The 9,526-nt window shown below is 49.5% G+C and carries 9 protein-coding genes; 3 read left to right on the top strand and 6 right to left on the bottom strand.

The genetic code is table 11. From position 1 onward, the window contains the following. The first annotated feature begins 707 nt into the window (after positions 1 to 707). The 3 genes from AC0YOA_RS37895 to AC0YOA_RS37905 all read left to right on the top strand — a co-directional run bounded on the left by AC0YOA_RS37895 (position 708) and on the right by AC0YOA_RS37905 (position 3,673). On the top strand, positions 708 to 887 hold the full coding sequence (locus AC0YOA_RS37895) for a hypothetical protein (protein WP_475790919.1): 180 nt from the start codon (positions 708 to 710) through the stop codon (positions 885 to 887). A 129-nt stretch (positions 888 to 1,016) separates the two neighbouring features. Further along, a complete protein-coding gene (locus AC0YOA_RS37900) occupies positions 1,017 to 2,006 on the top strand; it encodes a DUF3231 family protein (RefSeq protein ID WP_475790920.1) in 990 nt (329 codons plus the stop codon). A gap of 431 nt (positions 2,007 to 2,437) precedes the next feature. After that, on the top strand, positions 2,438 to 3,673 hold the full coding sequence (locus tag AC0YOA_RS37905; RefSeq protein ID WP_475790921.1) for a Ger(x)C family spore germination protein: 1,236 nt from the start codon (positions 2,438 to 2,440) through the stop codon (positions 3,671 to 3,673). Between the two features lie 104 nt (positions 3,674 to 3,777). On the opposite strand, the gene AC0YOA_RS37910 is transcribed toward AC0YOA_RS37905, so the two are convergent. From AC0YOA_RS37910 to AC0YOA_RS37935, 6 genes are all read right to left on the bottom strand, one after another. After that, positions 3,778 to 4,479, bottom strand: coding sequence for an endonuclease/exonuclease/phosphatase family protein (locus tag AC0YOA_RS37910; RefSeq protein WP_475790922.1), 702 nt, complete (start codon positions 4,477 to 4,479; stop codon positions 3,778 to 3,780). A 479-nt stretch (positions 4,480 to 4,958) separates the two neighbouring features. Beyond that, positions 4,959 to 6,098 (bottom strand): GerAB/ArcD/ProY family transporter, encoded by a 1,140-nt coding sequence (locus tag AC0YOA_RS37915; protein ID WP_475790923.1) that lies wholly within the window; start codon positions 6,096 to 6,098, stop codon positions 4,959 to 4,961. Between the two features lie 20 nt (positions 6,099 to 6,118). Next, complete coding sequence (locus tag AC0YOA_RS37920; protein ID WP_475790924.1) at positions 6,119 to 6,289, bottom strand: hypothetical protein; 171 nt, start codon at positions 6,287 to 6,289, stop codon at positions 6,119 to 6,121. Between the two features lie 66 nt (positions 6,290 to 6,355). Continuing rightward, positions 6,356 to 7,570 (bottom strand): Ger(x)C family spore germination protein, encoded by a 1,215-nt coding sequence (locus AC0YOA_RS37925; RefSeq protein ID WP_475790925.1) that lies wholly within the window; start codon positions 7,568 to 7,570, stop codon positions 6,356 to 6,358. A 72-nt stretch (positions 7,571 to 7,642) separates the two neighbouring features. Continuing rightward, positions 7,643 to 9,229 carry a spore germination protein gene (locus AC0YOA_RS37930; protein WP_475790926.1) on the bottom strand — a complete coding sequence of 529 codons (1,587 nt, stop codon included), beginning with the start codon at positions 9,227 to 9,229 and terminating at the stop codon, positions 7,643 to 7,645. Positions 9,230 to 9,246: 17 nt separating this feature from the next. After that, the coding region (locus AC0YOA_RS37935) for a hypothetical protein (protein ID WP_475790927.1) at positions 9,247 to 9,526 on the bottom strand (280 nt) is incomplete at its 5' end.

Here is a 9,526-nt window from a genome sequence, read left to right on the forward strand (position 1 = left end):
CTGGATAGTATTGATACTTTTGTCCTTTAATCGCCATAAAAATGCACCCCTTAGAATTCATCGGAATAACCAGGGGGTTTTTCCAATGTCTATTCTAAGGGGTGCACTTCACTGCCTGGCGGAGTAATTAATAATCATCAAGAAACTGAACAGATTTTATCGACATCTATTTGTTCTTTTGGTGATCAATACGGAATAGAAGGGATTCTCGCTCATGTTCAATTTTAGAGTAAGAAGACAGGCTGCAGTTGATGCAACTTGTCTTCTTTTTGTTCAGATAGGCCTTAAAGTGAATCGGTGATTGTAGGGAAGATATTTATGCCCAAAAGTAGCTCCAGGCAAGTACTATAAGAGGCGCTACAAGCTGGAATGCGGTCCCCCTTAACCGTAAAACAAACCTCAGTAATAACAGAGCAACATGATCGGCCCCCCTAAATACAAACCGACATTCACCAAAATAGCGGTGGCAAGCTGCCCACATATCCGCTTCAAAACTTCTAAAAAAGGAGTCTATTTCGTTCAAGTCGTCAATCCCCCTAATTGTAAAATTAGGATTCGACTAACCCTTGCATTTTCCTTTACAATACTTGTGAAGACTTACCTATGTGAATGTGCCAAAAGATAGAGTATCCGAAATTTTACGGAAGCCCTGGTTTGGAATACGCTGCGGATCAATTTTGGACTCAGTGAGAGAGCGGATCGAATCGGTGGGAAGAATCGGCAATATCGCCGCGCCGGGATCAACGCAATTTTGGTTGATCCCCAAAGTGATCAAAGCCAATGAGCCGATGTCCCTTGCGGATATCTTGCAGTTGACAGATATTCCTGAAACCCTCGTTATTGACTGCGGTCCTGATGTGAATAGCGAAATATTTCGGGTGCGCTGAAACGGGTGTTTGTTACACCTCTGATAGGCATTCTCGCAGCTGTTACACCGTCTTGATTGCCTGAATATGCATATACCCGGTGGCTCGTGGCCAAACTAATCCTATTCGCTTCCGAGGAGGATTCGCCATATGAACAACCAATTCACCGAACGGCTGACGGCGTCGGAGCTCACCAGCCTATGGCAGCAATATATTTTCGAAAGTTTTGATATTTGCATAAAAAAATATGTGTTAGCGCATGTTGAAGATGCCGATGTCCGATCCGTTTACGAATTCGCCATGAGCATTTCCGAGAGAAATCTTGAGAACGCAAAATATTTTTTGAGCCGGGAGCAGTATCCGCTGCCGATAGGCTTTACGAATCAAGACGTACATCCGGATGCTCCGAGACTGTTTTCGGACGCCTTCTGGCTCAAATATATCCAGATTATGTCCGCGAACGCCATTACCACCTTCTCGTTGGTGATTACCACGTCTAGCCGCCCCGATATTCGTCATTATTTCTCCCAATGCAGCAGGGACGCGGAGGGGCTGTTCGGCAAGTCAACAGACGTTCTACTGTCCAAAGGGATGCTATCGAAACCGCCTCATATTCCGGCACCTGATCACCAAGAAACGATGAAGCCCGTAGGACTGATGTCCAAGCTGTTCGGTGAATCCAGACCGCTTAACGGATTTGAAATCACCCATATCTACTACAATCTTCAAAAAACGGAAATCATTGCGGCAATGGCTGTTGGGTTCTACCAGGTCATGCAATCCGAGAAGGTGCGCGACTTCGGGCAAAGATTTTTGAAATATGCGATAAAACATAGCGAGCTTTTTCAGGAGGTGCTTCAGAAGGATCGCATCCCTCTCCCGTCAACGTGGGAATCGGAGGTTACAAACTCCTCCGTGCCACCGTTTTCGGACAAGCTTATGCTGACACATTTAGTGACGGCGATAAGCTCCGCCATCCAGTATTATGGGACAGCCCTGTCCACTTCGATGAGACCGGACGTGGTTCGCCATTACCTGGCGGTCATCGCCAAAGATATGACGGCCGGGGAGGATGCGCAGCAGATTCTTATCGAGAACGGCTGGGTCGAACTACCCCCGCACTTGCCGGCCAAATCCTGATCCGGGCAGCCGGCGGACGACCGTTTTCATGGCGTCTAGCCTTCAAGATTTCAAGGTCAAGCTCAACAGCTTTCGCCAGTCGTTAACAGAGGTGATCTTGATATTCCCATCTTGAAAATTAAAAAGCCCACTTGAACAGTTTATATGTTTTTAAAATGAAAAGCCCGGGGATGTTCCTGGGCTTTCTTTGCAGCACCGGCCGCTCGACCTGAAATGCTGCTTTTTTAACCTCTCTTTTGATGACCAGCACCGCGCTGGCGGTGGTTAGGCCAAATTCACCCCCTAAAGGGCAGATAATGCGGCTGTTCTTCTTAATTTTTACGCCTGCTGCCCGACCTGAATGGCTTTTACATAACAGTAGATATCAAAGGAAAGAATACGATTTATTGATAATCTCATGAAAAATGAAAACGTTCATACGGAGTGTGACAATGTTAAAGAACAGATCGTTTCGCTTGATTTTATGCATACTACTTGTATGCATTTTATGTCCTTTATTGGCAGGATGTTGGGACCGTCTGGAAATTGAAGAACGGGCTGTTGTACTTGCGATTGCTGTTGATGCTGCAACTCTTAAAGGTGAAGAGGAGGAACCTGAGGTGGCGCATGTCCAGGATTCCATCCCGGAACCGGGGGGCATCGGTTACCATCTTACTGCACAAATCGCTGTGCCGGGGCGTATACCTCTGGGGCCGGGCAACGAAGGAGGCGGCGGTTCTGGATCTACACAGAAACCGGTCTGGATTTTGTCAGCTAATGGGCATACCATGGATGACGCCATGAGTGTACTGCAGCAGCAGTTGGCGGATAAGCTGTTCCTTGGACATCTTAGTGTCATTGTCGTTTCCGAGAAGGTCGCACGTAAGGGACTTGAGAACTTGAACGATTATTTAAGACGGAATCCAGAAGTGCGAAGACTCTCATGGCTCAGTGTATCCAAGGGGAGAGCGGAGAAGGTCATAAGGGCGGCTCCGCAGCTGGAGAGGGTTCCTGCGCTTTATTTGTCGGCAATGTTTAATCATGCTGTCGAGATGGGGAAGTACCCCAATGAATTTATAGGTATATTCTGGAGTAAGAGTTCGAGCAGAGGAATAGATCCGATTCTCCCGTTCATTGATATGAATAGGGAAGGAAGCATTGAAATCGCGGGTCTTGCTTATTTTCAAGGAGATAAAATGCTTGGAAGCACCAAGCCTCTTGAAATCGGGTTTTATATGGCGGTATCAGGCAAGATAAGAGGGGGGTACACTGCCTTTATTCCAAGACACCCGGGAGGTAAGGAAATGATTATGATCAGAATTATCCAGCGGAAAACAACGACGCAGGTGTCAGTGAAGAATGGAAAGCCGCAGGTGCAGTTGCATGTGTTGCTGGAAGAAGACATTGAAGAGGTTACGAACTCCAAAATCAGCAAGCATGAAAACCTGGAGGAGATTTCCAAAACATCTGCTGATATGGGAGTGAAGGCCTTTAATGAATTAATTAATAACTTGCAGCTCGCAGGGGCGGATATATTCGGATTTGGTGAACAGTTCCGGGCCAAGAAACCAGGTTACTGGAATCGTAACATTCGAACGGAAGAGAAATGGGATGAAGTATTCAAGACCCTGACAGTTGATGTACATTGTCAAGTCCACATTCGGCGGGTTGGGATGAAGGCAAGCTGAAGAGGCCAAGGGATCTTCTGATAAGATCTCGTGGTTTTTTATATACCATTGAAAGTGGGTGCGGAAGTCCGCCCAGGTCAATGTCGGCCTCAACTTCGCATCTGTCACTTGGTTTTCCAACAAATCTCTGCAATGACCGGATAATGATCCGATACGACGGAAGGATGTACATTGGCTATGGCCTGTTCTGTCGGCATGTTTACAAAGATATGGTCGATCTCTCTGCCATTCTCAACAGTGGGGAACTTATTTTGTAACACAATTTTTTGCCAATGGGTGTTTAAACGTTTCATCAAAGGATCATCCATCTCCATATTAAAGTCCCCAGTTATAATCGCTGGCCGGTCCAGCTTGTTTAATACTTCTAAAAGAATCGGAACCTGTTTTATCCGTTCTTTTTTATGTACCCCCAAATGGGTATTTAATACAATGACCGTATCTTCTCCTATTTGCAGTCTCACCGTTAGGATACTCCTTCGTTCAATGGACCCACCAATATACTGAATTTTTTTTGCAATAATCGGATAACGACTTAGAATGGCATTACCGTATTGGACGATAAGGAGGTTTAAGCTGGGAGAGTAACAGGAATACATTCCGAGCTGTTTAGCTAGCCTGTTCAACTGATCTTGAAAGCCGCTGCGAGGTGAAAAACGGTCAACCCCCTGCAGGGTAACAACATCCGGATGTGCTTCCGCAATTTCTTTAGCTATTCGGCGCAAATTGGTTTTCCCATCCATCCCTTTTCCGTGTTGTATACCGTAGGTCATCACTCTCATATTGATGTTAGCGTCTATCGGATTCACCGCTTTCTGCTTATTTTTACGAAACGACCGGCTCACACCTTATACGTAATATTAGTATTGATCTTGGAGTTGCAGCATATACGGTTTTTAAAATTAAAATGCACATAGCTGCAAAGTGCGGATCTGAAGTGCTCGCACATACGGCTGCTTGGAAGTATAACGGAATCGTTACAACTGGGGGATAGGGTATTTCGTATCGTAGGTCATCGTGAGATGATCTTATCAAGGAAGCAAGTAAAAGGATGGGTTGAGTTTGATGCGAGCTAGAAGCAGAACCTCTTCTTAGTGAACCATATAACAAAAACAACCCCGCTGTGGCTGGCGGGGTTAAGGAAAAAAATTCTCCTGAGAGTTGGATTAATTGAATTGTCCTGAAATAATATTTGCTGGAGAATGTCTCTTGAACCCTGGCATAGTTGCTTTAAAGCAGGGTTTCTTATATTCGCTGAGTTAGCCAATAAAAGAGAGCTGACAAGGATTCATCCATGCTCCGGCTTATCGCCTTGATCTGCACCCGCTTCCTGCTGCGGCTCCCTTAATCCCCGGAGCGCGGCAACGAGCAGCAGCAGCGCCGGGAACGCGAAGCCGTAGGTCGCAACGTAAGGGAACCAGCTCTGTGCGGCGAAAGTCCGGAAATACACGATATTGGGGTAGACGACAAGCGAGAGCACAAGCATGATGAGTGCCAGCGGAAACAGCATAGGTTTAAAGTTTTTGAGACCGCAAAGCTCGGCCATTCCCAACGCTGAAGCATAGAAGGTCAGGACCAGCTTGAAAAAGATCGTAACAAACCAGATGATGGCCATCAGCACCTCGATCCGCTGCAAAAATTCATCGATATGAATTTTTTTGGCAAGCGTGTAACTGGGGAACGTATGCCTGGCCGTGAAATCCCAACCCAGTACGGCGATGCAGAGGGTTGTCACTATGATCATGATAACGCCTCCGAACAGCGCGCCGACGAGCCATGCCTTTCCCGCTTTGCGCAGAGGACTGACGGCAGGAAAAACCATCAGCATCACAACCAGTTCCAAGTACGGAATGCTGAGGATCGACAGGCTGCCTTTTAATATCGGCCTGAGTCCGAATTCCCCGAACGGCTCCATTTTGTGCAGATGAATCTCCGGCAAGACGAGCAGAACCATGATGGCGGTTAGTCCGATAATCCAGGGCAAAAAAACTTCCGCCGTTCTCGCGATCACCTCAATGCCAAGTCTCAATCCCATGACGACAATACAAAGAAACAAAATATGGATCGCCTGAATCGGCGTTTCAGGCATGACAATGGTTGTAATGAAGTCGCCAATATTGCGCAGCACCAACGTTGCCAGGAGAAAGCAAAACGATAAATATAGGAAGCCGGCCGCCTTTCCGAGCCATCTTCCGAGAATCGTCTGGCAGTACACGATCGGCGATTGGCTGGGAAACCGGCTGCCCAGCGCCGCAAAGAGCGGCACCAGCAGGAGCCCGACGCCGACGCCGACGATGGCGGCCAGCCAACCATCCTGTTTCGCGGCTGCTGCAAGCCCTGAAGGGACGATGATAATGGCGCTGCCCAGACTGAACAATAGTACGAGAATGGTAAATTGTCTGCTGTGAATGCGGACTTTGTCCGACATGATTTTCACCCTTTCGAGAACTAGCCCAATAGCGCCCCGATCATCGTGCTGACCGGCCTGTAGACCGCAGTTATCCAGTCGAGCGGATTGGGGATGTTGAGTCGCAGGCTTTGCGCAGTACTCAGGGCCAGTCCGAAGGCCATCAGGAGGAAGAACAGCCACAGTTCCCTTCGCTGGCCCTTCCTGACCATCCTAGGCACCTCGTACCAAACGACGAGGGCAGCCGTTACTAACGCTATCGACAGCCATGGCATCGCTTATTTCTCCATATCTTCCAGGAAGGAGCCCACAACCGACCCGGTTCGTCTTATTTTGGTATCGACCTGAACATGAATGGGGAGATGAACGAAATGCTCGTCCCAGTCATTCTCCAACTTGTGCCACAGCTTCGGATGGGAGCGGTGCAGCTCTTCCCCGAATCCGAAAATATCCGCCTTGCACATTTTGCCCTTTTTCAGTGCCGCTTCGATGACCGTTTTGATCTCTTCGTTCACCTCGGTCTGCAGCATAGCTATGGCACTGTTGCTCTCAATCTTCATCCCGCACTCCGCTTCGCCGATATTCCCTTCGGCGTAGATCCGGACATTCATCGCGGGCTTTCCACCTTCCATGACCGTATTCATTTTCGCGGTTGTCCGGATGAGCTCAATTCCCATATTGCCGCCCCCCTCGCATGGAACCCTGACGATCGTGCTCTTGATATTCCCCTCCACATAGTTTAAACCCCTGTTCTCGTCGCCTGTCAGCCAGCCAACCAGCTTGTCCTTGCGAAATACAGCTGCACCCTGGAATTTCTGGACTGCATGAGGACTAACAGATTCCAAATTATTTCTCGACTCCCCGGTATCCGGATTGCCGATTATACGGACCGCTGCGAGCGCTGGGTCCATTCCCTTGCTCACAAGCTCGCTGATCAACTGATGCAGGTCGGTCTTGACCGAGACTCCCCAATTATCTTCGGAAGACGTCAGGGAAGAGTACAGCTTGTTGGAGGGGATTTTCTCCAACGGGGTCAGAATCTTCAGCACATCTTCCGCCGTGCCGCCCTTTGCGATAATAATGTAAAAATCGGTTCGCAGTTCATGATCGCGAGAAAGCCCATCCAACACCTTAGCGATTCCATCCCTCGCCAGCTCCTCACCGATGACGAGAATGCGGATATGGGCGGAGTAGATTTTGCGCGACGTTGTCGTCGTTAATTCCCGGACTGATTCGAAAATCGTTCGTCCCCCCGCAAGCTGCTGCGTAACGACCGGCAATCTCTGACCCCCGCCGCTGAAGTTGGAGGCGTTCTCAGTGGAATTGATCAGCTGGACGGATACGGTGTACTTGTCTCCATCCTTGTCAAAGCCGTATGCCGACGCGATCGCCAATTGGTTCAGCTCGCGTCTGTTCCAGCAGCCGGTCAGCAGCAGCGGCAACAGTAATAGCAATATAATCGGTATCGTCCTGTTCAGCATCCGGCTGATCATCACCTTCTATCCTTCCGGCCGTTTCTGCCGATTCTTCTATTTCCATACCCATCACGTCTGCTTTGGATGGCCCTAATCTTCCCCCCGCTCCGACTTCTCAGTCCGGTTGCTATCCTCGCGGACTATATTCGTCTGACTGGTCAGCTTCGGGCGGGTAAGCATCGCTGGATGCGGGACGCGAATGAGATTATCCTTCTGGTCCTCCATAATAATCGGTGCGAAGGGAGCCATATACGGGATGCCGAATGAACGCAGGCTGCAAAGATGCAGCACCATGGCGATCAGCCCGACCAGAATGCCGAACAAGCCGAAGGAAGCCGCCAGTATCATGAGGAGGAAGCGAATCATCCGGATCGCGATTCCCATATTGAACGAAGGGATAACGAAATTAGCAATCGCCGTAATCGACACAACAATGACCATCGCCGGACTGACCAGTCCAGCATCGACTGCGGATTGGCCGATGACGAGGGCTCCCACGATCGAGATCGATTGGCCGAGGGCCCTGGGCATGCGGACGCCCGCCTCCCGCAAAATTTCAAAGGTAATTTCCATCAGCAGCGCTTCGACAAACGCCGGAAACGGAATCCTTTCGCGCTGGGCGGCGATGCTGATCAGCAGCGGTGTCGGGACCATCTCCTGGTGGAAGGTGAGGATGGCAATATAGGCGGCAGGTGCCAGCATCGCGATGAATAAGCATATATAACGGAGGAGACGCACCAGCGAGCTGATATCAGCCCGCATGTAGTAATCCTCCGCCGTCTGCAGGAAGTGGGTGAACTGGGCGGGCGCAATCAGCACGAAAGGCGTCCCGTCCACAAGAATGACGACTCGGCCCTCCAGCAGTCCTGCCGCCGCCACATCCGGCCGTTCCGTGTTATATAGCGTCGGGAAAAACGTGAACGTCTCGTCTTGGATCATCTCTTCGATATACCCGCTCTCAAGCACAGCATCGATATCGATCCGGTCCAGACGTTTGCGCACTTCGTTCACCAGCTTGCCGCTAGCGATTCCGTTTATATACATCATGGCGACATCTGTCTTGGTCACTCTACCGATCTGTTTCATTTCGAGCCACAGATTCTCGTCCTTGATCTTTCTGCGGATTAGTACCGTATTGGTCTGCATCGTCTCGGAGAAGGCCTCGCGCGGCCCGCGAATCACGTTCTGCGTAGCAGGTTCGGTTACTCCTCTGTCCTTCCACTCCCGGGTGCTTGCGGCAATGCCACCGGCATGCCCTTCAAGCAAAATGACGGTATCTCCGGAGAGGATGGCGCGGTAGAGGGCATCATAGTCGGCGATATCGCGGATGTCTCCGGCGCTGAGGACGTAATCCTTGATCAAGTCCATAGGATCGTCTTCTTCGGACAGATGAGCCAGGATGCCGGTCTCCCTCCCTTCGAAAATAAGGGATTCCATGACCACCCTCGCATTTGCCATGCCATCGAGATAAATAATAGCCGCTTCCTGCGGATTGCTCGGCGAACTCAGATTGAAGCGTCGGATCACAATATCTTCACTGCCGCCGCTGTTCTGTCGAACCGTGTCGATAAGCTCGTCCAAATCGGTGGTCAACTCGCGCACGGGCTGCCCCTCGGAGTGCCTGGCGGCTGTTGCCCGCCGGAACTTATTTCTGAATGTATGGAAAATCGAGTCCATGGAGCATCTCCTGGTTGTCACTTTTTGGCTTGTCGGTTTTTAGCAATTTGCCCAGAATCCGATCGATCTATGCAAATTCTTTCGTCAAAGGCTTCAAAGAACATAATATTGTTCTTCATGGTGTTCCGGCCTTTGAATGTGATATGTGCCGAGAGACGCTGGCAGAAAACAACCCCGCGGCCGGTTTGAAGTGCACCCCTTAGAATAGACATTGGAAAAACCCCCTGGTTATTCCGATGAATTCTAAGGGGTGCATTTTTATGGCGATTAAAGGACAAAAGTATCAATACTATCCAG

It is taken from the genome of Paenibacillus sp. JT22N12 (genome assembly GCF_056269365.1).

Bases quoted from the DNA above. Each gene is read 5' to 3' on its own strand.
- AC0YOA_RS37925 (WP_475790925.1), bottom strand. From the start codon at position 7,570: ATGATCAGCCGGATGCTGAACAGGACGATACCGATTATATTGCTATTA.
- AC0YOA_RS37920 (WP_475790924.1), bottom strand. From the start codon at position 6,289: ATGGTCAGGAAGGGCCAGCGAAGGGAACTGTGGCTGTTCTTCCTCCTG.
- AC0YOA_RS37915 (WP_475790923.1), bottom strand. From the start codon at position 6,098: ATGTCGGACAAAGTCCGCATTCACAGCAGACAATTTACCATTCTCGTA.
- AC0YOA_RS37930 (WP_475790926.1), bottom strand. From the start codon at position 9,229: ATGGACTCGATTTTCCATACATTCAGAAATAAGTTCCGGCGGGCAACA.
- AC0YOA_RS37900 (WP_475790920.1), top strand. From the start codon at position 1,017: ATGAACAACCAATTCACCGAACGGCTGACGGCGTCGGAGCTCACCAGC.
- AC0YOA_RS37905 (WP_475790921.1), top strand. From the start codon at position 2,438: ATGTTAAAGAACAGATCGTTTCGCTTGATTTTATGCATACTACTTGTA.